Annotated in this window: 23 protein-coding genes; 15 read left to right on the top strand and 8 right to left on the bottom strand. The window is 33.3% G+C overall.

Translation table 11 applies throughout. The features are described from left to right. Positions 1-8: 8 nt before the first annotated feature. Both NSQ69_RS18460 and NSQ69_RS18455 read right to left on the bottom strand, forming a co-directional pair. Complete coding sequence (locus NSQ69_RS18460; protein WP_078204507.1) at positions 9-410, bottom strand: CBO0543 family protein; 402 nt, start codon at positions 408-410, stop codon at positions 9-11. After that, positions 385-1563: a DUF2515 domain-containing protein gene (locus NSQ69_RS18455; RefSeq protein ID WP_063219195.1), complete on the bottom strand. Its 1179-nt coding sequence runs from the start codon at positions 1561-1563 to the stop codon at positions 385-387. The genes NSQ69_RS18460 and NSQ69_RS18455 overlap by 26 nt, the downstream gene beginning before the upstream one ends. Before the next feature lie 467 nt (positions 1564-2030). Here NSQ69_RS18455 and NSQ69_RS18450 point away from each other — a divergent pair, with 467 nt between their 5' ends. From NSQ69_RS18450 to NSQ69_RS18435, 4 genes are read left to right on the top strand one after another with little or no spacing between them, the layout of a single operon-like run. Then, positions 2031-3017, top strand: a complete 987-nt coding sequence (locus tag NSQ69_RS18450) for a UDP-N-acetylglucosamine 4,6-dehydratase family protein (protein ID WP_063219196.1) — start codon at positions 2031-2033, stop codon at positions 3015-3017. Beyond that, positions 3014-3922 (top strand): NAD-dependent epimerase/dehydratase family protein, encoded by a 909-nt coding sequence (locus tag NSQ69_RS18445; protein ID WP_063219197.1) that lies wholly within the window; start codon positions 3014-3016, stop codon positions 3920-3922. The genes NSQ69_RS18450 and NSQ69_RS18445 overlap by 4 nt, the downstream gene beginning before the upstream one ends. After that, positions 3922-4266, top strand: a complete 345-nt coding sequence (locus NSQ69_RS18440; RefSeq protein WP_176126944.1) for a DUF6572 domain-containing protein — start codon at positions 3922-3924, stop codon at positions 4264-4266. Before NSQ69_RS18445 ends, NSQ69_RS18440 begins: the two co-directional genes overlap by 1 nt. Positions 4267-4314: 48 nt before the next feature. Then, positions 4315-5379 (top strand): undecaprenyldiphospho-muramoylpentapeptide beta-N-acetylglucosaminyltransferase, encoded by a 1065-nt coding sequence (locus NSQ69_RS18435; protein WP_061674386.1) that lies wholly within the window; start codon positions 4315-4317, stop codon positions 5377-5379. A gap of 107 nt (positions 5380-5486) precedes the next feature. On the opposite strand, the gene NSQ69_RS18430 is transcribed toward NSQ69_RS18435, so the two are convergent. Further along, entirely contained in the window at positions 5487-8207 is a 2721-nt protein-coding gene (locus tag NSQ69_RS18430; RefSeq protein WP_002128670.1) for a putative bifunctional diguanylate cyclase/phosphodiesterase, read from the bottom strand. Between the two features lie 426 nt (positions 8208-8633). Here NSQ69_RS18430 and NSQ69_RS18425 point away from each other — a divergent pair, with 426 nt between their 5' ends. Together NSQ69_RS18425 and NSQ69_RS18420 are read left to right on the top strand one after the other, a co-directional pair. Beyond that, on the top strand, positions 8634-9023 hold the full coding sequence (locus NSQ69_RS18425) for a VOC family protein (protein WP_002014647.1): 390 nt from the start codon (positions 8634-8636) through the stop codon (positions 9021-9023). Between the two features lie 224 nt (positions 9024-9247). After that, positions 9248-9823, top strand: a complete 576-nt coding sequence (locus NSQ69_RS18420) for a histidine phosphatase family protein (RefSeq protein ID WP_341099598.1) — start codon at positions 9248-9250, stop codon at positions 9821-9823. Between the two features lie 67 nt (positions 9824-9890). On the opposite strand, the gene NSQ69_RS18415 is transcribed toward NSQ69_RS18420, so the two are convergent. Then, on the bottom strand, positions 9891-10535 hold the full coding sequence (locus NSQ69_RS18415; RefSeq protein WP_002128666.1) for a YczE/YyaS/YitT family protein: 645 nt from the start codon (positions 10533-10535) through the stop codon (positions 9891-9893). 182 nt (positions 10536-10717) lie between these two features. Here NSQ69_RS18415 and pepT point away from each other — a divergent pair, with 182 nt between their 5' ends. Both pepT and NSQ69_RS18405 read left to right on the top strand, forming a co-directional pair. Then, entirely contained in the window at positions 10718-11950 is a 1233-nt protein-coding gene (gene pepT, locus NSQ69_RS18410) for a peptidase T (RefSeq protein WP_341099597.1), read from the top strand. A gap of 100 nt (positions 11951-12050) precedes the next feature. Further along, a complete protein-coding gene (locus NSQ69_RS18405) occupies positions 12051-13115 on the top strand; it encodes a lactonase family protein (protein ID WP_002128663.1) in 1065 nt (354 codons plus the stop codon). Positions 13116-13149: 34 nt separating this feature from the next. Here the strand turns inward: NSQ69_RS18405 and NSQ69_RS18400 are convergent, their stop codons facing one another. Genes NSQ69_RS18400 through NSQ69_RS18390 form a run of 3 tightly spaced genes read right to left on the bottom strand, consistent with a single transcriptional unit; the run spans position 13150 to position 15165 of the window. Further along, positions 13150-14061, bottom strand: coding sequence for a DNA-3-methyladenine glycosylase 2 (locus tag NSQ69_RS18400; protein ID WP_016120667.1), 912 nt, complete (start codon positions 14059-14061; stop codon positions 13150-13152). A 2-nt stretch (positions 14062-14063) separates the two neighbouring features. Continuing rightward, on the bottom strand, positions 14064-14588 hold the full coding sequence (locus NSQ69_RS18395) for a methylated-DNA--[protein]-cysteine S-methyltransferase (RefSeq protein WP_016120666.1): 525 nt from the start codon (positions 14586-14588) through the stop codon (positions 14064-14066). Further along, on the bottom strand, positions 14575-15165 hold the full coding sequence (locus NSQ69_RS18390) for a bifunctional transcriptional activator/DNA repair enzyme AdaA (RefSeq protein ID WP_002185105.1): 591 nt from the start codon (positions 15163-15165) through the stop codon (positions 14575-14577). Before NSQ69_RS18390 ends, NSQ69_RS18395 begins: the two co-directional genes overlap by 14 nt. A 154-nt stretch (positions 15166-15319) precedes the next feature. Here NSQ69_RS18390 and NSQ69_RS18385 point away from each other — a divergent pair, with 154 nt between their 5' ends. The 6 genes from NSQ69_RS18385 (at position 15320) to NSQ69_RS18360 (ending at position 21068) form a co-directional block, all read left to right on the top strand. Next, entirely contained in the window at positions 15320-16078 is a 759-nt protein-coding gene (locus tag NSQ69_RS18385; RefSeq protein ID WP_002185106.1) for an exodeoxyribonuclease III, read from the top strand. Between the two features lie 303 nt (positions 16079-16381). Further along, positions 16382-17347 carry an iron-hydroxamate ABC transporter substrate-binding protein gene (locus NSQ69_RS18380; RefSeq protein WP_002185107.1) on the top strand — a complete coding sequence of 322 codons (966 nt, stop codon included), beginning with the start codon at positions 16382-16384 and terminating at the stop codon, positions 17345-17347. Between the two features lie 27 nt (positions 17348-17374). Continuing rightward, the gene (locus NSQ69_RS18375; protein WP_002014660.1) at positions 17375-18382 is read left to right on the top strand and encodes a FecCD family ABC transporter permease; all 1008 of its coding nucleotides are present in this window, start codon (positions 17375-17377) and stop codon (positions 18380-18382) included. Next, positions 18375-19397, top strand: coding sequence for a FecCD family ABC transporter permease (locus NSQ69_RS18370; RefSeq protein ID WP_002128652.1), 1023 nt, complete (start codon positions 18375-18377; stop codon positions 19395-19397). The genes NSQ69_RS18375 and NSQ69_RS18370 overlap by 8 nt, the downstream gene beginning before the upstream one ends. 14 nt (positions 19398-19411) lie before the next feature. Then, on the top strand, positions 19412-20233 hold the full coding sequence (locus NSQ69_RS18365; RefSeq protein WP_002014663.1) for an ABC transporter ATP-binding protein: 822 nt from the start codon (positions 19412-19414) through the stop codon (positions 20231-20233). A gap of 16 nt (positions 20234-20249) precedes the next feature. Beyond that, entirely contained in the window at positions 20250-21068 is an 819-nt protein-coding gene (locus NSQ69_RS18360; RefSeq protein WP_215577310.1) for an alpha/beta hydrolase, read from the top strand. Between the two features lie 44 nt (positions 21069-21112). On the opposite strand, the gene NSQ69_RS18355 is transcribed toward NSQ69_RS18360, so the two are convergent. After that, positions 21113-21802, bottom strand: a complete 690-nt coding sequence (locus tag NSQ69_RS18355) for a class I SAM-dependent methyltransferase (protein ID WP_002185110.1) — start codon at positions 21800-21802, stop codon at positions 21113-21115. A 91-nt stretch (positions 21803-21893) separates the two neighbouring features. Here NSQ69_RS18355 and NSQ69_RS18350 point away from each other — a divergent pair, with 91 nt between their 5' ends. After that, a complete protein-coding gene (locus NSQ69_RS18350; RefSeq protein ID WP_341099595.1) occupies positions 21894-22970 on the top strand; it encodes a helix-turn-helix transcriptional regulator in 1077 nt (358 codons plus the stop codon). Positions 22971-23115: the final 145 nt, after the last annotated feature.

The following is a 23115-nucleotide window of genomic DNA, read 5'->3' as shown; positions in this document are numbered from 1 at the left end:
CGGTCTCTTTATTTTTGCATCCAAGTATATAATTTCCAAATAAGAGAAAAGAAAATGATATATCCAAATAAAGAATAAGCATGATGCCAATTCCCGTTATGTACAAATAAACCTAACCTCTCAGCAACTTGTTCAAAAATACTAGCACAAAGCCCTATTAAAATAATAAATATAGTTCTAGAAACTGCAGATAATGTTTTTGAAATTTGTATGAAAATGATTGTTAAAATTGGTAGCACAAACAACGTAAAGCCTATGTTAACTGAAAATATAGATGAGAAAGGTCTAACTGGAAAGGAATATATTTGTGTATGCACAAAGAAAGCATCTAAGCAAGTTCCAATAATAGAAGAAAGTAAGACTGTAACTAATAATACTAAAAAATCATTCTTCTTCTCGAAGGAGGACATTTTTCTTTGCGAGAATTGCGAGTTCAATTTTTTCGAGTGTTTTGCAGTAGTCTTCTGTAATTTTTCCATTTATATTTTCCTCCTTATCAACTAAATAATTTACAACTTGCCAATCGTTAAACCAATCTTCATTTTCAACTTCTTCATGTTTCATATCCCGCCATGCATAGATGAGTGCAGGGCTGTATATACGATACGCGTCACTACGTAACTGGCATTTCTTTATTCGGCGTTTATAAAACTCACGTGAAAAGGATTCATTTACACTAGAAAATAAATGAGGCCAGTAATCTTTTCTTGAGCCTGTATGTGGATGGTGATGAACCCAGTTTATTATTTGAGATAAAATATGTGTATCCCGAAATAACAATGAATACAACCGTTTTCCAAGTGAAATTCGTTCATGCAAAGAAGTGAAATGTTTCATTGTATCACCAAATAGTAATACTTTTTGCTTTTTATCATTTTCGTAAAATGGGAAAAGGATATGATTAAACTGAAAAAAATCAAAGAGTTTAAATCCAATACTATTTAATACAGTCTTTTTAAAGTGTGCATTTTGAATAACTCTTTTTTCTAAGTAGTTTTGTTCATTAATAATAGTTGCGATCGCTAATGTTTTTTTGTTACCTGTTTTCCAAAAATCGTTCCACATTGTTTCCATAAATGTAGAAACATTTAAGTGAGTGAGAAGGTGAAATAGCTTTTTTGATTTTTTTACACTTTGCTCATATAGTAAAAATTGAGGATATACATCTTGGAAAATGAGCCAATTTCCTCTTTCTAAAAAAGAGAAAAATGTAATTTGATCTTTCTCGGATAAAAGCCTCGTATATAAATCTCCCTTTAAATCTGTCATATTCCAGCCACCGTTACGTGATACGATATGCCCAAGTAGTGCCCAATGTATTTCTGGATATTGAATGTAAAATTGGTAGTATGCACGTGTTCTTGTGACGTTATTTTTATTTAGTTCTTTTGTCTGAGCTTTAATTTGATCGATGATAAGTTGCTCTTCTTTCGTTAATGTATATATGGTAACAGAAGAGATGAGATCGCTTTTTTGTTGTAACTCGTTTTTCACGTCGAATAGGGAGAGAGGGAGTGCTTTTGAGAATTCTTTAGATGTATTGTTTGAATTGCTTTGGTACATTCCATTACCTCCCTTTTCTATGAGTTTAAATGTGGTATTGGTTATGAATCATTCCATTTATCTCGCTATTAACGAGCAGTAAGACTCCCATCTCAAAAGTCGGCTAAAGCAAAGAAGTTAGGTGAGGGTGGGGCTGCTCGTAAAAGCCCGACTGATTCAACTAATAATCAGTCGGGGATGGACAAAATCCCCACTAATTAAAGTTTCACTTTATTTTATTACGAGCATAAGAAATAAATGAGCGGTGTTTTTTAAACCAGTAATATAGTTATCATTCAAACAGTATAAAGAAAATCTAATTGCTAAGAAGTGAAATGAAAAACAGAAACTATTAAAAAATAGTTTCTGTTTTTTTATTTTGTCAATTAAATGTAACAAACGACGATTATGATTTGAATCAATTGAAAATAATTCAATAACCTTAATAAATACAATTTGAATTGAAATGTATGGTAGGAGGAAAAGGAATGCTTAATAAAATAATTTTAATTACTGGTGGTACAGGTTCGTGGGGACATGAACTTATAAAACAACTATTAGAAAAATCACCGAAAGAAATTAGAGTTTTTTCAAGGAATGAAACGGTTCAGTTTGAAATGCAGCAACAGTTTATAAATGAAGAGAGATTGAAATTTATTATTGGAGATATTCGTGATAAAGAGCAACTAGTATATGCTTGCCAAGGTGTACATTATGTATTCCATCTCGCAGCTTTAAAACATGTTCCAGTATGTGAGTATTATCCTTATGAAGCTATAAAAACAAATATACATGGTACGCAAAATGTAATTGAAGCATCTATCCAGAATCAAGTTGAGAAAGTTATATATGTTTCAACTGATAAAGCGGCCGATCCATCAAATACGTATGGGATGACAAAAGCAATTGGTGAAAAGTTAATGGTTCATGCGAATATACAAACGAAGAAAACAAAATTCATTTGTGTTCGTGGTGGAAATGTTTTAGGGACGAGTGGAAGTGTGGTACCGCTTTTTAAAAAGCAAATTAAGCAATCTTCAAAAGTAGGGATTACCGATGCAAATATGACTAGATTTTTCTTAACCATTGAAGATGCTGTTGGATTGTTATTTAAAGCAGCATCTGAAGGAAGAGGAGGAGAAATCTTTGTTATGAAAATGCCAGCATGTAAAATAACGGATTTAGCAAGAATATTGATTGAAGATTCAAAAAAAGAAAACGTGAAGATAAAAGAGGTAGGGATAAGACCTGGTGAAAAATTAAGTGAAATGCTTTTATCTGAGGTAGAGAGTAAAACAAGTATTAGTTTTGATCAAAATTATTTTGTGGTACTACCGACTATTCCTATAGAAGGACTTCAAGAATATTATGCTAGTTATCCGCTTGTGGATGTGAAGAGTTTTAGTTCTCAACAAGACTTACTTACAAAACATGAGGTGAAACAAATGTTAGAAAAAGGAGGGTTTTTACGATGAAAAGAAATGCGAGCCTTTTAATAACTGGTGCAAATGGCTTCACAGGACGTCATGCTTGCCAATATTTTTTAGAGCAGGGCTTTCATGTAATTCCTATGTTTCAAAATCGTTCACATAGAGAAAAAATCGAAAATGGTATTACTTGTGATTTAACTAATAAGAGTGAAGTAATGAAGGTAATTAAACAAATAAAACCAGACTATGTATTGCATTTAGCAGGAAGAAACTCAGTTAATGAGTCTTGGACAGCTTCTCTGGAATATATAGAGATTAACGTAATAGGGACTTTATATTTATTAGAAGCGATTAAGCAGGAAGCCTCGCATTGTAAAACATTAGTTATAGGATCTGCATTGCAAGCAGATAGTATGAAAAACATAAAAGTTTCAAATCCATATAGTTTAAGTAAAACTATGCAAGTCATTATTGCGGAGGCTTGGGGCGGATTAATGGATTCAAATATTATCATTGCAAAGCCCTCAAATTTAATTGGTCCAGGAGTATCGAATGGTGTTTGTTCAATTCTCGCAAAAAAAATGATAGATATAGAATCGGGTAGAAGTAAAGCGATTATTGAAGTAAACAGTTTGAAAGATAGTAGAGACTTTCTAGATGTACGTGATGCAGTTAAAGCGTATCATGTGTTATTACGTGATGGTATAAATGGAAAACAATATAATATTGGATCAGGAGTAAAACGCTCTTTATTAGATGTATTGGAACAATATAAAGGATTAACACAGCTGAATTTTACTATAAAAGAAAAAGAGAATAGTGGGAGCAGCTCAAATGAAAGTTTAGTATTAGAGGATATAAAAAAGTTAGGTTGGGTTCCAGAAATCCCATTTCAGCAATCATTAAAAGATGTACTTGAGTATGCGAAGTGTCGTGACATCTGCATTTAATGAAAAATATAAAAGGATGTAAGAAATATATGAATTGTTATGAGACTATAAATAATCAAAATATGCTATCGCTTTCGATTGTTGATACGCTAGATTGGAAAGATGAAGAAGAACATGTTTTGCGCATCTATGAGGCGATAAATACATGTCGAGCATATGTGGAAAAGGTTAATCGAAACCCCAAAACAATATATACAGGAACTAGGCCTGTAATCCAAGTCTTTACTCAGTATGAATGTAGTGAGTATGGAAATGATTTTTATGAACTCATCAAAAATCTTTTGCAAGACATAGGTCTGGAGTTAAAGATTTATATAAATCATAGTAAGTTAATGTACATTTGAAAGATTACTATAAAGCTAGACTTTAAATGATAAAGGTGGATATAAGTTATGAATAAAAAGATTCTCTTTACTGGGGGCGGTACAGCCGGACACGTAATGATTAATATGGTATTGATTCCTAAATTTATGGAAAAAGGATGGGGAGTTGAGTATATTGGATCTCAAAATGGAATTGAAAAATTATTAGTTCAAAATGTTAAGTACAATAGTATTTCAACGGGGAAGCTCCGGAGATATTGGGATTGGGAGAACTTTAAAGATCCTTTTAAAATTATAAAAGGCTGCTTACAAAGTTATAAATTAATTAAGAAAATAAAGCCTGACGTTATCTTTTCGGCAGGAGGATTTGTTTCAGTTCCTGTAGTAATAGGGGCATGGTTAAATAGTGTACCTATCGTAATACGTGAACCAGATAGCACGTTAGGACTTGCAAATAAAATAGCATTACCTTTTGCTACAAAACTATGCACAACATTCCCTCATACAGGGAAGAATGTAAGTAATGAGAAAAAGGTTTATGTAGGACCAATTGTAAGGGAAGAAATTGAGAGAGGTAACGTATTACGAGGAAGAAGGTATTGTGAATTTCAGCAAGATAAACCGGTATTGTTAATAATGGGTGGGAGTCAAGGTGCTAAGTGGATAAATGATATGGTAAGGAAAAGTTTAGATACATTATTATTAAGTTTTAATATTGTTCATATGTGTGGTAAAGGGAAGGTGGATCCTTCTATCGGAATGGAAGGTTATATGCAATTTGAATATATAGGGGAAGAGTTGCCACATATACTGAATATGGCAAGTGTTGTAGTTTCCAGGGCTGGTTCTACTGCTATTTCTGAATTGTTATTTTTGAAGAAACCGATGTTGCTTATTCCGTTAACTAATGGTTCTAGTAGAGGGGATCAAGTTTTAAATGCTGACTATTTTTCTAGGCAAGGATATGCGGAAGTATTACTTCAAGATAGAATAAGCACCAGTACATTTACAGATGTGGTAAATAAGTTGTATGTAAATAAGGAGAGATATATTCAAAACATGAATGGATTTAAGAAAACAAATGAGGAGGGAATTCATCAATTAATAGATTTAATAAATGAAGTAGTTAAATAATAAAAAAAGGAAAGAAATTATTTTCTTTCCTTTTTACTATAGTTGTTCAAATTCATTATTACCTATAACGATTACATTCCGTATAGAGTTATATGCATTTTGATTTACTATGGACGAATACCGTTTTCTAACAGCTTAGTAAATGCATTGGCATAAATAGGTTTACTGTAATAGTAACCTTGAATAAACTGACATTTATTTTTTTGAAGGAAATTTACGTGTTCTTTCGTTTCTACGCCTTCAGCAATGACAGACATTCCTAATGTATTTGCTAATGTGATGATTGTTTTAATGATTTCCATTCCATCTTCACACGTTTCAGACATTGTAATAAATTCTCTTGGGATTTTTAACGTATCGATTGGATATAAAGGTAAGTAGGCTAGGGAAGAATAGCCTGTACCAAAGTCGTCGATTGAAATGTGAATCCCTAAACTTTTTAGTGTACGCAGTTTTATCAATGTTTCTCTCTCATCCATCATTGCAATTCGTTCTGTTAATTCTAGATCAAGGGAACTTGCTGGTAAGCCTGTAGTTGCTAAAGTAGAAGAAATAGATTTTACAAATCCTTCTTGTTCAAATTCTTTAGCAGATAAATTTACCCCTATTTTTAAATGCGAATATCCGAGTGCATGCCAACGTTTCATTTGCTCACAAGCCTGCTGTAATGTCCATTTTCCTATTGGAATAATTTGTAGTGTTTCTTCTGCAATCGGAATAAACTCGTATGGAGAAATAACACCTAATTCAGGATGATTCCACCTGATTAAAGCTTCTGCACCGATAATTTTATTAGATTCACTATCAACTTGAGGTTGATACAAAAGGAACAATTCTTCATTTTGTATTGCGTTTGGTAAATCTTTTTCTAATCGTAATCGTCTTTCGATTTTTTTAGCGATTACATCGTCATAAATAGAGACAGAGTTAAGCTCTTTTGCCTTTGCATCATACATTGCAACATTAGCGTTTTTCAGAAGTGTAGCGGTATCGATTCCGGAATGTGGATAAATGGAGATACCGATACTCAGTGATAAAGTTAATTTATGCTCATGTATGACAAACGGCTTTTCCATGCTTTCAAATAATTGGTTACATAACTCGAATAAGGAATATTCGTCAGTATAGTTTTCAATTAAGATTGTAAACTCATCACCACCGATTCTTGACAGATGAGTATGTGATGGAAGACATGATTGGAATCGCTTTGCTACTTCTTCTAATATGTAATCACCTGACGAATGTCCAAGTGTATCGTTAATTACTTTAAAGCGATCTAAATCTAAATATAATAATGCAAACTCACTTTGTGTTGTTTGAGCATTTTTTATAAATTTTCTTAGCTTCCTATGGAAAAAGGATCGATTCCCAATTTTCGTTACAGTATCGTGGAATGCTAAATATTTTATTTCTTCTTGTTGTTTTTTTAGTGCGGTAATATCCTTTACCATAATATAGCTTCCTGAAATTTGTCCATCTATCATAATAGGAACGATGGTAACGTATAAAAAATAAGTAAAGCCATCTTTATATTGAGAACTAAGTTGTAAGGATGCTGATTCTTGTTGTTTAACTTTTTCTAATGCAGATATCAGTTTATGTTTATCTGCATCTAAAATAATAGAAAAACATGTCTCACCAAGTAACTCGTTCGTTGGTGCTCCAAGTAGTATACTTCCTGCTTTATTTACATTTAAGAATATTCCATTTAAATCAATCGTAAAAATGGGATCAGGATGATATTCATATAATGATTTGAATTTTTGTTGTTTCTGAGATAGGGCCTCTGATTTATGGACTAAATCAGAAGTTCTTAAAGTAACTTTTTCTTCTAGTTGAGCATTAAATACTTGTAAACGTTTTGTTAGGGTGTCGTTTTGCATACGCACAATAGAATGGCGAATAAGTACGAAAACAAAAGCGATACAATTTCCTGTAATGAGAGTTGAAGACGATGTTTGTTCTTTTAATGTAAACCCGATTAGTATTGCAACAGCAAGATAGGGAAATACGACTAAAACTTTCTTTCCTAGTATAGGGTTTACAATGAAATAATTTTTATGGCTATTATCATCTTCTGAAATAGACCCAGCTATTGCGATAAGCAATATAGGTATTCTATATAAAAGACGTAAAAATGTTATAGTGTCAGTTGATAAATGGGTATTTAAGTAAAAATAAATATAGTTAAAAGTTGCAGAACTAATTAATACAAAAATAAAGATATAAATTTTCCGCTTGGACTTAAAAATTGTTGGGCGGAAAAAGAGACTAACACCTAGTAGAAGAAATAATAGATCTGCAATTGGATATAGAAATGAAAGGAAAATATCTGCGAGTGAAAGTGAGAATATATTTAAATTTGGCTGATTAAATAAATACCATTCCAATGTGAATATGGAAGTAAGTACTATACATATATCACAAATAAAGAAAGCTTTTTCCCATTTATTGCATTCTTTTAAGATCTTATAGCAAAAAGCGATAAGGCAGAAGAATAGAAAAAACATGTAAAATACATCAGAAATAGTAAAATGATGTATTGGAAGTTCGAAAAAGGTATCTTGATACGTATATACTACTTTTCCTAATAAAAAACTACCAATTGCAATTGTAATACATATCCAAAAAGGATTTGAACTAACTTTTTTAGAGTATATAGAGTAAATTAGCGATATAAATGTAATGACTTCAACGATGAGTGAAGCGAAGCGTACATTGAAATTTGAAAAATTAGTAGGGAACAGAAAGAAAAACATAAAATAGATTGAATAGCATATTAATGTTGTGATTAATATACATAGCTGTAAATTTTTATTTAATTTCAAAAAAATCACCTTCTTTAAGTATGTACTATATTCGTAATATCTATACGTAATAATATTACTTAAGGATTGTATCAGATTTCCTTATAAAAAGCATGCTTATAAGGAAAAAAACAAGAGTGCAATAATTCTTGAAAATGAAAAAACACTACATTTAATGATTTTTAGTGTATCAAGATTTTAGATGGGAATTGTATATTTAGTCATCCGGTATATTTTAAAGGTTTTTTAGTGCTTTGCAAGTGAAGATGCAAATTTGCATATAAAATGATGGGATTTTCTTTCTAGGTGAGTTTTTGATTGTTATAGGCTAGTAAGGAACACCTTTGTATGTATCTATTTTCATACTAATGAGGGATTTCAAAAATGTTTTAAGAATATACAATAAAATATAGTCATTCATTACGTTTTTAGTATGGGAGGAAAAGCATGAAAAATTGGGTGAAGTTTCGAATAGCACGTCCAACAGATAAGTTTGAAGAGGTTATAGCATTCTATGAAAAAGGATTAGGTTTAAAGCGTATAGGTGAATTTTACGGTCATGAAGGTTACGATGGCGTCATGTTTGGACTACCAGATGAAGAATATCATTTAGAATTTACAAGATATATAGATGGGAGCCCATGTCCAGCTCCAACAAAAGATAACTTACTTGTATTTTACATGCGAGAAGATAGTGAAATGAAAAAAGTGAGTAAAAGGCTGCATACAATGGGGTATGGTGAAGTAGAACCAGAAAATCCGTATTGGAAAGAAAAGGGGATAACGATAGAAGATCCGGATGGTTGGAGAATTGTATTGATGAAAATAGAAGAATGAGGTGTGGCGAAACTAGAGGAGAAAGACGTTTCGAGTTTTGATAGTGTAAAAGAAAATATATATAAGCTTCCTTGAAGGGGATAAAATCAAGGGGAAGCTTTTTTGTGAATTTATCTGAAAATTAACATTTGATAATTTGTTCTGGAAAGATATGAAATAAGAACGTATATTCTTATGGGTTGATAGTCATGTCTTTAAAGAGGGATATAGAAAAGGGAGGAATTATGAATACATATATCTATATGGTTAGGCATGGTGAATCGCCAAAATTAGAAGGAAATGAAAGAACACGTGGATTAACTGATAAGGGAATTTTAGATGCTCAAAGAATAACTGAGATATTAGAAACAGAGGGAATTAATACTTTCATTTCAAGTCCGTATAAGAGGGCTATGTTAACGATAGAAGAGTCAGCGAATCTCCATGAAAAAGAAATATTAGTATATGAAGGTCTTAAAGAGTGTAAGTTTTCAAATGAAAATAAAATTATATCGGATAAGGAAGTGTACCCACTTGTAAGGGAGATGTTTTTTAATCCAGAATATGCACTGACGGATGGAGAGTCATATGCGGATTGTCAGCGAAGAGTAGTGAGAGTGTTAAAAGAAATATTAATGAATTTTCAAGGACATAAAATTGTAATTGGTACACATGGGCTTGTAATGACACTAATGATGAACTATTTTGATAATCAATATGGACTTGAATTTTTAATGAATACATCCAAACCGGATATATATAAGCTAGAATTTAAAGAAGAGCAATTAATGAATGTAGAGAGATTATGGAGAGAAGAATGAAATGGGGTATATGGAGTGTGTTTTAAAAATTACTTTTAAAACACACTCTTTTGCATTAAGTTGAGTTTTAAATATTTTCACTAATACGTTCTTTGTTTTTGTTATTTAAAGTATGTAAGAGTTTTTGAAATACCTTAAATGAATGCTGGAATATTGGACTTTGAATAAAAGTGTATAGAAAAGTTACGATAAAAACAGGACCTCCTAGCATGTATCCAATGACTAGTACAAAGCATTCTACAATAATTCGAGCACGGCTAATAGATAACCCAGTTTTGTCAGAAATGGTAAGCATGAATCCATCGCGGGGTCCAGCACCAATGCCAGCCGCAACGTACATGCCGCCCCCAATGCCTGTAATTGCAATACCAGAAAATAAAATGAGTAAGTTTATCCATAAATAATCACTAGCGTTTGGAAGGATTTTTGATTGTAAGAAAAAGTCCATAATAGGACCGATAAGTAGTGCATTTAAAAATGTGCCCACGTTTATATATTTTCGATCTACTAGTAAAGAGATAAGAACGAGACATAATCCACATATGACACTCCAAGTGCCAATTGTCCACCCAAATCGTTGGTAGAGAGCCATATTTAAAACTTCCCAAGGGTGTAAACCGAGGAATTTAACTTTGACTGCGAGAGCATTTCCAAGTCCAAAAAAAATTAATCCTAGGAAAAAAAGAAAATAGCGAAAGAGAGTTAGCCTCATCTTTAAAACCTCCCAATATATAATGATGTATATTACATGTTTGAATTTAAATGTACAAATGTTATGTCTTTTTATGATTTATTAAAAATGTAAATGGATATATATTTTCACAGTCAAAAAAGTTAAAATATTTCGTTATAAGGATTATAATAGAGAGAGAACTATAAAAGGAGTGAACGAATTTGAAACAAGAACTTATTGAAAGATTTACGAGATATGTAAAGATTGATACACAATCAAATGAAGAAAGTTATACAGTGCCTACAACACCAGGGCAAATTGAGTTTGGTAAGTTATTAGTGGAAGAGTTGAAAGAGATTGGGTTATCAGAAGTGACGATGGATGAAAATGGTTACGTAATGGCAACACTGCCTGCTAATACAGATAAGGATGTTCCTGTAATCGGCTTTTTAGCTCATTTAGACACAGCAACAGATTTTACAGGGGAAAACGTAAAACCACAAATTCATGAAAATTTTGATGGTAATGCGATTACGTTAAATGAAGAATTAAATGTTGTGTTAACACCTGAACAGTTCCCGGAATTACCATCATATAAAGGACATACAATTATTACAACTGATGGTACAACACTTCTTGGAGCAGATGATAAAGCTGGTCTTACAGAAATCATGGTCGCAATGAATTATTTAATACATAATCCGCAAATTAAGCATGGAAAAATAAGAGTAGCATTTACACCGGATGAAGAAATTGGCCGTGGACCATCGCATTTTGATGTAGAAGCGTTTGGTGCATCGTTTGCTTATACAATGGACGGAGGTCCATTAGGTGGTTTAGAATATGAGAGTTTTAACGCTGCAAGTGCCAAATTAACTTTTAGAGGGACAAATACACATCCTGGAACAGCGAAAAACAAAATGCGTAACGCAAGTAAACTCGCTATGGAATTCGATAGACAGTTACCAGTAGAAGAGGCGCCAGAATATACAGAGGGATATGAAGGGTTTTATCATTTACTCTCTTTAAATGGTGATGTCGAGCAAAGTAAAGCTTACTATATTATTCGAGATTTTGATCGTAATCATTTTGAAGCGCGTAAAAATAATATTAAAGATATTGTGAAAAACATGCAAGAGAAGTACGGCGAAGATGCAATCGTTTTAGAGATGAATGATCAGTATTATAATATGCTTGAAAAAATTGAACCGGTGAGAGAAATTGTTGATATTGCGTATGAGGCAATGAAAAGTTTAAATATTGAACCGAATATTCATCCAATTCGCGGTGGAACAGATGGATCGCAATTATCATATATGGGATTACCAACGCCAAATATTTTCACTGGTGGTGAAAACTATCACGGTAAATTTGAGTATGTTTCGGTAGATACTATGGAAAAAGCTGTTCAAGTAATTGTAGAAATCGCAAGACGATTTGAAGAACAAGCTTAAAAAGAGAACCAAGTAGTAATGAAGTGCTACTTGGTTCTTTTCTATAGTAAAAATACAAAGTGAAACTTGTTACAAGACGTTTGTAAAAGGGGGAAATGTTATGAGTGAAAATCAGTTTCATGGTTATATAGGGACATATACCAAAGCAGAGAGTAAGGGGATTTATAAATTTATACTTGATACGAACATCGGAGAACTTAAAGGGATTGAATTAGCAGCTCATATAGGAAGTCCGACATATGTAACGATTAGTCATAACAACGAGTACCTTTATTCTGTTGCGAAAGATAATGGGTTAGGTGGAATTGCTAGTTTTTCTATTCATAATAAATCCGGTAATCTAAATTCGATTAGCATGCAAGTTTTAGAAGGGGCATCGCCGTGCTATGTAAGTGTGAATCGGGAGAATAGTATAGTAGTAGCAGCTAATTATCATAAAGGAACAGTAGAGTCCTATTTAGTGAAAAAGGATAATGGAAGTTTAAATGCTGCTACGGTAATTGTAGAACATAAAGGGTCAGGACCAAATAAGGAAAGGCAAGAAAAGGCACATGCTCATTATATAGATTTTACTCCTGATGAAAAATATGTAGTAGCAGTTGATTTAGGAATAGACAAGGTGATTACATATAAAGAAAGTGATGGAGAACTAATAGAAGTTACACGGTTATCTGTAAAACATGGTAGTGGTCCAAGGCATCTTATATTTCATCCAAGTGCGCAGTATGCATATGTTATGACAGAATTAAGTTCAGAGATTATTGTACTTCAATATGATGCAAAGAGTGGCAGTTTTAAAGAAAAACAATACATTTCTACATTACCTGAAGATTTTAGAAAAGATAGTTACGGAAGTGCAATTCACATTTCTTCTGATGGCAAGTTTGTTTACGCAGCAAATAGGGGACATAATAGTATCGCGGTTTTCCGAGTGAATGAGCACAATGGAGAGCTCGCTTTTATTGAAACAGTATCGACAGAAGGGGATTGGCCACGTGATTTTTCTTTAGATCCGGATGGAAAATTTTTAATTGCAGCGAATGAAAGATCTAATACTTTGACTTTATTTGCTAGGGATGAAATGACAGGGGAGCTAACGCTTGTACAGACGGACGTAAATGTTCCAGAGCCAGTATGTGTGAAGTTTTTACATGTGAAAAAATAGATAGGTTTCCCTATCTATTTTTTATTAGGAAATTTTAATATAGCACCCGCCACAAATAAAAAGTCGCGTAAGACTCCCAATTTGTCCAATTTGATGCAAATTCTTTTATTTCATTTTTAGTCGGTTTCTTTTCGGAACCTGTTATAAATTTAATTGCATTATGCAAACCAACATCATCAATTGGAAAAGCTGAAGGGAATCGTAAACAACGCATCAAAACATAGTGAGCTGTCCATGGCCCTATACCGCGAATGCTAGTTAATTGTTTTTCAGCTTGCTTCACATCTTGTATTTGTAATAGAGATTCTTTTGATAATTTACCTTCTGTAATGTGCTGCGCGACGTCAATTAAGTATTCGCACTTTCTTGTAGTCATTTTTAATGTTGCGAGATCTTCTGCATCTAAATTTGCTATTACTTCAGGTGATGGGAATATCCAATGTTTTCTACCGTTCCAATCTACATAATCGCCAAAATTTTCGACTAATCTTCTTTTTAGAGTATAGGCATATGTGAGGTTGATTTGTTGACCTAGAATCCCCCAGCATAGTGCTTCAAATAAATCCGGAATTCCCAAAGTACGAAGACCGTAAAATTCTTTAATGGGTTTTTGAAGGAGTGGGTCGTGTTTAGCTAATTTATAGAAGGGAGCTAAATCAGTAGTTAAATCAAACCACTCTTTTACATAGTTAGATACGGCATCGTGTGCCCATTTTTCAGAGACATATGATGCTCCTAAAAAACGTATTTGAATATTACTATTGGCATTCAAACCAATTTCAACTAATGGATTTATGTTTTGAACAGGAATGACTTTATAGATTTTATTGTTTTCAATATGAAACATACATTCATTTTTAGAACGCGATAGATAGCGTAAGTTTTCTTGAAAACTAAATTCTTTTGGAACGACTAAAGACAATATTTCATTACAATCCTCTGTCATATTTACTCCTCCCGAAGCGCTTCTAATTTGAGCAATTCTTTTTTCATTTCTAAACCACCTCTAAAACCGGTAAGTTTACCATTTTTCCCAATAACGCGGTGACAAGGAATAGTGATAAGCAGAGGATTTGCCCCAACGGCAGTCCCAACGGCACGTACAGCTGTAGGTTTTTGAATTCTTTCTGCAATTTCTGAATAAGAATATGTTTTTCCATAAGGAATTTCACGTACCGTATTCCAAACAGATAATTGAAATTCAGTTCCGTAAGCATCAATAGGGAATGTAAAAGTTTCTCGCTTGTTTTCTAAATACTCGATAACTTCTTTCGTATATGTTAGCAGGTAATCTGGATTGTGAGTCAATATATGCTGTGGCAGTTTTTTTCTAGCCCACAAATTTAGTTCTTCAAAGTTTTCGTCTTGAGATCCAATGAAACATAGTCCATTTTCAGTTGCAGCAATATGCAAGCACCAATTTTTATGTGTAATTAGCGCCCAATATATAGATTTATTTTTATAGGAATTCATTATTGTATCCCTCTTTCATTTCGTTCTTTTTTCGATATTCAGTAGGAGTAAATCCGGTTTTCTTTTTAAATAAAGTTGCGAAATACTCCGAGTTTTCTATCCCGACAGCAGTACTAATTTCCTTAACGGATTGATTTGTATGTGAAAGATATTCTGCCGCTTTTTTAATTCTGAATTGCTGTATATATTCTATTGGACTAATCCCTACAATTTTCTTGAAAGTGCGTTGTAGATGATAAGGGCTACCATGGCATATTTCTGCGAGTAAGTCGAGGGTTAACACGTCACAATAATGTTTTTGGATATATTCTTTAATTTGCTCTACCCATTCTTCATTAGGTAAAGTTAGCCCGTTTGGTTTACAACGTTTACACGGACGAAAATTTTCATGTAATGCTTGCTCTGCCTTAAGAAAAATACGTACATTGTTTTTATTCGGTATTCTCGATTTACATGATGGTCGGCAAAAAATGCCGGTTGATTTTACAGCGTAAAAGAATTTGTCATCATATGTGGAGTCATTATGAATAATTGCTTGCCAATACTCATTTGTTACTGTGAACTCTTCATTATGCACAGAACATCACCTCTGGCATTAGTATAACCTGAATAAAGTACGTATGTACGTATTTACGAATGTAAGAGCAAGATTACAAAGATGAAACTATGATAGGGTATCTATTTTGTGTTAGCATGAAAATTGAAAATGCACATCAAGAGGAGGAACATAGATGAAGTTGATTTCATGGAATGTAAATGGTTTGCGAGCAGTTATTGCAAAAGGTGGATTTCTAGAATATCTAGAAGAATCTAATGCAGATATATTTTGTTTACAGGAAATTAAATTACAAAGTGGACAAATTGATTTAAATCCCGAGGGATATTATACATATTGGAATTATGCTGTGAAAAAAGGCTACTCAGGAACGGCTATTTTCACGAAAAAAGAACCGATTTCTGTTACATATGGTTTAGGGATTGAAGAGCATGATCAAGAAGGACGAGTTATTACGTTAGAATTTGAAGATTTTTATATGATAACGTTATATACACCAAACTCCAAACGTGGATTAGAACGCTTAGATTACAGAATGAAATGGGAAGATGATTTCAGGGCCTATATTAAACGATTAAATGAAAAGAAATCAGTTGTTTTTTGCGGAGATTTAAACGTCGCACATAAAGAAATAGATTTAAAAAATCCAAAAAGTAACCGTAAAAACCCTGGATTCTCTGATGAGGAGAGGGAGAAGTTTACACGTACTTTAGAAGAAGGATTTGTTGATACGTATCGCTACCTTTATCCTGATCAGGAAGGAGCATATTCGTGGTGGTCGTATCGTATGGGAGCGAGAGCAAAAAATATTGGATGGCGTTTAGATTATTTTGTTGTCTCGGAAAGAATGAAAGACAAAATAACAGAGGCGAAAATTAACAGTGAAATAATGGGATCAGACCATTGTCCAGTTGAATTACATATAAATTTCTAAAAAAAGAAGTATCTCGCTAATAATAGGCGGATACTTCTTTTTAATTCAGTTTGTTAAAATTTTTCAAATCATTCTTGAAATAATTGCATATTAAATATATACTTAGTAACGATAATCATTATCATTGAAAAAGGTTATCGATGGATGAAGTGTAAAAGAATTATAGTTTAGGGGAAGTGAATGAGAATGAGTTCCGGATAAAATTATTAATCTAATGAAATATATGTTTGGGACAAGTTTCATGTAGTTAAGTTTTCATATAAAAATAATCTATTTACAAGTTTTGAGAGGAGATATATAAAGATGAACAAGAAGTTATTTACATTAGGGATGGTTACAGTTTTAAGTGTTGGTTTAGCAGCATGTAATAGTGCAGACAAAACTTCTGGGGAACAAAAACAACAGACAAAGGCTACGGAAACGAAAAAAGACGAAAAGCGAAAGATTACATATTTAGGTAAAGAATATACAGTACCAGCAAAAGTAGATAAAATTGCGACAGCTAGTTTAGAGTCAATGGAAGATGCGGCAGTACTTGGAATTAAACCGGTAGGTGCAATTACTGTAGGTGGTAAATTACCAAAGTATCTTGAAAAAGAATTAGAGGGTGCAAAATCTGTGGGTGAAAAAATGCAACCTAATTTTGAAACATTACTTCAATTAAAACCGGATGTTATTACATCTAGTACGAAATTCCCAGCAGAAACAGCTGAAAAGTTTACGAAAGTAGCTCCGACGTTCCCGGTATCACACGTTTCAACAGATTGGGAAGATAACTTAAAGTTAATGGGAGAATTAACTGGTAAAAAAGATAAAGCAGAAAAAATTATTAAAGATTACAATGCGGACGCTGAAAAAGCAAAAGCAAAATTAGGAGATAAGTTAAAAGACAAAAAAGTACTTGTAATTAGACTAAGAGCAAATGAATTATTCCTATATCCAGAAGGAGTATACTTCAACCCTGTAATTTATAAAGATCTTGGACTAACTGCTCCAGAACAACTTAAAACTGTAAAAGCACAAGAGAAAATTTCATTTGAAAAACTTGCTGAACTTAACCCAGATTATGTTTTCTTACAATATGAGGCAAGTGAAAATAAAAACCCGAAAGTGCTAGAAGAAATTGAAAGCAATCCAATTTGGCAAAGTATGAATGCTGCGAAAGAAAAGAAAGTATTTGTAAACGTTGTAGATCCAATGGCCCAAGGTGGCACAGCTTGGAGTAAAACAGCATTCTTAAAAGAAGCAGTGAAAAATTTATCTAAATAATACAATAAGTAAGGTGCGTTGAATGATATGCAGAAAACGAATGCGGTACCAGTAACCATTTTATGTATAGCACCCATATTGATTTTATTTACAGTTATACTTTCTGTTTTATATGGGGCGAAAAACATTGATGCTGAAACAGTGTGGAATGCTTTATTTCATTTTGATTCAAGCGATGTAAATCATAATATTATTATTACTTCACGTTTACCAAGGGTAGTTGCAGCTCTTTTAGTCGGAGCATTTCTAGCCATATCAGGAGCACTTATGCAGGGGATGACAAGAAACTATCTTGCATCCCCTTCTATTATGGGTGTGACGGATGGTGCAGCCTTTGTTATTACACTTTGTATGATTTTTCTTCCGGGAATGTCATCGATTGGTATGGTTTTATGTTCAATGATTGGCTCTGCACTAGGAGCCGGTATAGTGTTTGGTTTTGGCTCACTCCTTCAAAATGGCTTATCCCCTGTTAGATTAGCAATTATAGGGACAGTTATTGGAACATTTTTAAGTAGTGTATCGGCTGCGATGGCTTCATATTTCCAAATTTCTCAAAATGTTAGTTTTTGGTTTAATGCAAAGTTAGATCAAGTGGACCCTAATATCATTAAAATCACGATACCATTTGGGATAATTGGTATAATTTTAGCACTATTAATATCAAAATCTATTACCATTCTTTCTTTAGGAGAAGAAGTTTCTATTAATCTAGGTCAGCGTACAAAACTAGTTAAAGCGATGGCAATTTTATCAGTTATTTTTTTAACAGGAACAGCAGTTGCTTTAGTGGGGAAAGTTGGTTTTGTAGGTTTAATTATTCCACACATTACGCGCTTTATAATTGGGGTAGATTATAAGTGGATTTTGCCTTGCGCAGGCGTTATTGGTGGAGTTTTCTTAGCATTATGTGACATTTTAAGTAGATTTGTAAACTATCCATTTGAAACACCAATTGGAGTCGTTACTTCCTTAATTGGAATTCCTTTCTTCCTTTATTTAATCCGTACAAGAGGAGGAGAGAGACATGCTTAAAAGTTCAAGTCAACGTTTTGGAATGACAATGGGGATTAGTATATTTTTAATATTATGTGCTATTTATATTAGTTTAACGAATGGTACGTTTGATATTACGATTACAGATGTATTTAAAACACTCTTTAGAATAGATCCAGTACCAGACCACGATTTAGTTATTTTTGAGTTTCGCCTTCCGCGCATTGTAATTGCTGGATTAGTAGGATTAGGCCTCGGTGTTGCGGGTGCTGTAATTCAAGGGATTACGAGAAATGGATTGGCGGACCCAGGTATTTTAGGAGTGAATGCCGGAGCAGGTACAGCCATCGTAATTTTCATGTTCTTCTTTCAAGGGCAATTAAAGAGCACAGACTGGGTTTCTATTATGATGATGCCGATGTTTGGTTTAGTCGGTGGGCTAGGAGCCGCTATAATAATTTATCTGTTTTCTTGGAAAAACGGTAAGTTAGACTCGCAACGTCTTTTATTAACAGGGATTGCAATTGGATCTGGATTTGGAGCGTTTTCTATGTATTTATCGCTCAAAATGAAGTCAACTGATTTCGAGATGGCTGCAGTTTGGGTGTCTGGAAGCATATATAGTGCAAACTGGAAGTATATTGTTGCTATGTTACCGTGGCTTATCATTTTAATTCCACTTATACAAAAGAAAGCTTATTTATTAGATTTATTTCAATTGGAAGAAACGAGTATTACAAGTTTAGGTGTTGCAGTAGAACGAGAGAAATCCATTTTACTATTAAGTAGTATCGGACTTGTGAGTGCATGTGTTGCTGTTTCAGGAAGTATTGGTTTCATTGGATTAATGGCACCGCATATAGCGAAAAGGCTCGTCGGTATTCAGCATAAATATATAATTCCTACGTGTGGAGTAATCGGAATGTTCCTTGTAATAGCTTCAGACTTTATTGCAAAAACAGTTTTCACCCCTGTAGAGTTACCTGTTGGAATCGTTATTTCTATTGTCGGTGTACCGTATTTCTTATATTTACTTTATAAGGCGAAAGCGTAAGAGGAGGAATAAAAGTGAGTATTTTAAGTGCAAAAAATTTAGAAACGAGTTATGAAAAGCTTACAGTGTTTCGCGATTTAAATGTGGAAATACAAGAAGGAAAAGTAACGACAATTATAGGACCAAACGGGTGCGGGAAATCGACATTGTTAAAAACAATGGGAAGAATTTTAAAGCAAAAGAGCGGTAAAGTATATTTGCAAGGACAGGATTTAAATACAATTCCAACGAAAGAAATTGCGAAGCAGTTAGCTTTACTTCCGCAAACTCCAATTGCACCAGGAGAGCTTAAAGTAGAAGAGTTAATTTCTTATGGACGCTATCCACATCGAAATAACGTAAATAAGTTAACTTCAAAAGATAAAGAAATGATTGATTGGGCATTAGAAATAACGAAAACTTCTGAATTTCGAACGAGACAAATTGCAAATTTATCAGGTGGTCAACGACAGAAGGTATGGCTAGCGATGGCTTTAGCACAAGAGACAGAAGTGTTGCTATTAGATGAGCCAACTACATATCTTGATATGTCTCATCAATTAGATGTATTACAAATTGTGGAGAAGTTAAATAAAGAACATAATTGTACGGTCGTTATGGTATTACATGATATTAACCATGCAGCAAGGTTTTCAGATGAAATTATTGCAATGAAGGAAGGGGAAATCGTTACAACTGGTAGCCCAGAAGAAATAATTACAAATGAAGTGTTAAAAGAAGTATTTCATATTGATGCACGTGTCATGATTGATCCGTATAATGGGTCTCCTGTTTGTTTCGGTTACGATAGCGTTGTATCTCAAGAAGAGAAAGTAGAAATATATGTAACGAGTTAAGAAGGGGGGATGTAAGATGAATACTACTATTGAAAAACAGCAGGTTATTACATTTAATACAGAACAGTGGAAAATGTATTCAAAATTAGAAGGTAAAGAATATCAAATTCATATTTCAAAGCCGAGGCAGCCAGCACCAGAGTCAGGATATCCTGTTATATACGTATTAGATGGCAATGCCTTTTTTCAAACATTCCATGAAGCGGTTAAAATACAATCAGTTAGAGCAGAGAAAACAGGTGTTTCACCAGCTATTATAGTAGGTATTGGTTATCGTATTGAAGGGGCATTTTCAGGAGAAGAAAGATGTTATGATTTTACGCCTAGCGTAATTTCAAAAGATGCACCTTTAAAACCAGATGGCAAACCGTGGCCTAAAACAGGAGGAGCACATAACTTCTTTACGTTTATTGAAGAAGAATTGAAACCACAAATTGAAAATAATTTTGAAATTGATAAAGAGAAACAAACGTTATTTGGACATTCTCTAGGTGGATTATTTGCATTACATATACTATTTACAAATGTAAATGCTTTTCAAAATTATTTTATTAGTAGTCCGTCTATTTGGTGGAATAATCAATCCGTACTTGAAAAAGAAGAGAACCTTATAAATGAATTAAACAATGCTAAGTTTGAAACAGGGGTATTCCTTACAGTTGGGTCACTAGAACGAGAGCATATGGTTGTAGGTGCAAATGAATTATCAGAGCGCCTTCTCCAAGTAACACATGATAAACTTAAATTTAAGTTTTATGAAGCGGAAGGGGAGAATCACGCATCTGTTGTCCCAACGTCTTTAAGTAAAGGATTGCGATTTATTAGTCAAGTGTAGAAGACGTATATGAAAAAAGGTAAGCAATTGCTTACCTTTTTTCATTATTGTTTTATTGCCACGTACCCATCAATTAAAAAGCTAGTGAAAAAACGAGTGATTTGAGTAAAGCCACATTCCTCCATGATAGTTAGTAAATCTGTTTCAGAAATAGGAAACATTTCTTTTTCAAAAGAATTTTCAAATCGTTCCCAATCTTTTAATGGAATTTGATTTTGCATCATATGGTTGCGCCAAGCATTTAATTGTGCAGAAAACATACTTGTATGGGGTATACCATTTATTGAAGAGAGAAAGAATGGAGCACCGGGCTTTAAGCGACTACTAATTTCATTAAGTAACTCTTTTTTCCCCTTCATAGTTGGGATGAAGTGCAGAACAAGCATACAGGTGGCAGCGTCAAATAATGGATTGGTTAATAATGAATGAACAGTTCCATGTACAAAGTGAATTTGATTTTGTATGCCTGCGTTTTCAATTCTTTTTTTAGCTAACTGTAGCATGCTTTCAGATGGATCAACACCTGTAAAATAAAAATTGCTATTTTGTTTGCCTATTGAGAGGATTTCTTGTCCACCACCAGCACCTATAATTAGTAACTTTGGATTCATATTTTCTTTAGGGAGTGTAGTAAATAAGAAATGATTCATCATTTCATATAGGGTAAAATATCCAGGGATTTTCAACGGAATTGTTCGTTCATACGTATGTACAGTACAATCATTCCAGCTCATTTTTTAACCTCCTCTTTTACAATAAAGTTTCACTTTATTATGAAATGAAATGGTTAGAGGAAACAATCCCATAAATCTGGGGGGAATAAAGATGATTTATGAACAGGCAACGAAAGAAATAACAGTGTTAATGAAAAGCGAGAGCTCAACTAGACAATTCCAAAAAGGGTTTTTAAATATATTAAAAAAGTTAATTTCATTTGATGCTTCCTGCTTCACCGCTATAGACCCACGCACATTTTTATCAACCGGGGCATATACAGATCGAATAATTGAACAGCTGCATTCGCAGTTATTTATGAATGAATTTTTAGAGGATGATTACAACAAATTTAAAGATTTAGCACGAAAGGCCCCCCATGTTGGCGCGATACGTATTGTCACAAATGATAATCCGATAAAAAGCGCTAGGTATCGAAATATTTTAAAACCAGCCGGTTTTATAGATGAAGTAAGAGTGGTTTGTATGAGTAAAGGAAAATGTTTTGGACACTTAAGTTTGTTTCGAGATAATACAAGAGTATCTTTTCAACAAAATGAATGTGAGTATTTATCAAAAATAAGCTCTATTGTGGGAGATACATTAAGAAAATCATTTATAACATGTTCAGAGGAACAAGTGGAAGTAGTAGGAACGGGTACGATTATATTAAATGAAAAATTTGACCTACTATATTGGGATCAAAATGGAAAGGCGTGGCTATCCACTCTTAGGACATATGAACAATTGAATGAAGATGACGTTCCAAGGCTAATACGTGCGGTTTGTTCAAGAGTGAAAGCCAACGAATCTAATAGGGAAGCAGCAGATGAAGGGGAAATGGTAGGTATTGGTTTATCTTGTGGACAATTTTTAGTTATTCGCGCGAGTAGGTTAGAAGGTTACGGTAGTTGTAATGATGGCTATATAGTTTTGTTTGAAAGAGCGAGGCCGGAAGAAGTTTTTCCCCTTATTGCAGATTCTTATAGTCTTTCTCAAAGAGAGAAGCAAGTGATAGTAGGGATTGTTAGAGGAATGTCAACAAAAGACGTGGCGGAAGAATTGCATATTTCTACGTATACAGTTCAAGATCATTTTAAATCCATTTTTGAAAAGGTAGGGGTATGTAGTAGAAATGAACTTATATGGGAGGTTTTTTCGAAGTTTTGTTTTTCTAAAGAGAAGTAATAATAGAAAAGAATCCAAAGTCATTTAGGATTCTTTTTTTATAATTTTTTTTTAGGATAACCGAAAACATTCAAATAAACATTTGAATGTTTTCGGTTAATAAGGTATACTGTATACATAATCAAATATATATTTGAATAAGAGG

Source organism: Bacillus sp. FSL R10-2201, assembly GCF_038008665.1.
In the GTDB taxonomy this organism is placed as follows: Bacteria; Bacillota; Bacilli; order Bacillales; family Bacillaceae_G; genus Bacillus_A; species Bacillus_A mycoides.
The sequence above is the reverse complement of the archived record's forward strand: the minus strand, read 5'-3'. Positions and strand labels throughout refer to the sequence as shown.